Consider the following 613-nt stretch of genomic DNA (forward strand, 5'->3'; position numbering starts at 1 on the left):
GGCATGAACTGCCACATGCCGGCGGCCTTGGCGTGTGAGACGGCCTGCGGGTTGAAGGCACTTTCAATGAAGGGCAGCAGGGCCAGTTCCTGGGGAAGGTTGCGCCGCTCCAGTTCCTCGACGATGTGGAACAGGTACTTGCTGCCCCGTTCGGTCATGCGCTGGATGTAGTCCGGGCGTTGGGCGTACCACTGCTCGCGCTCGCGCACGCCGGCGTTGTCGAGGTCGGGCATGGCAAAGCCGCGCCGCACGCGTTCCCACAGGTCTTTCGGGGCCTCCAGGGGCGCCACCGCCGGCACGCTGGGTGCGCTGGGCGCCACGGACAGGGTCTGCAGCGGGCCAGACGGAATGACGGCCGGTCCGCGCGGGGCCGGCGTGTCGTGCGGTGTGGCTGGGCTGGGGCGCGGTGTGGCGGCGTCGGAAACGCCGGCGGGCGGCAGGGTGGTGCAGGCGGTGGTCAGCAGGGCGCTCAGGAGGGGCAGCGACAGGCAGTGGAACTTCATGGGCGCAAACGGGCAGGGACAGGGCTGAGACATTATCGGGCAGGGGCGAGACCTTGCCCAGCCCGGCCGGGGTCAGCGGAAACCGTCTTTCCAGCGGCGCAGGGCGGCAA

Annotated in this window: 1 protein-coding gene; it reads right to left on the bottom strand. The window is 70.3% G+C overall.

All coding sequences use genetic code 11. The features are described from left to right. Positions 1-536: transglycosylase SLT domain-containing protein (locus HA630_RS26640; protein ID WP_243855298.1), on the bottom strand; the 536-nt coding region annotated here is incomplete at its 3' end. Positions 537-613: the final 77 nt, after the last annotated feature.

The sequence above is a fragment of the Aquabacterium sp. A08 genome, assembly GCF_011742065.1.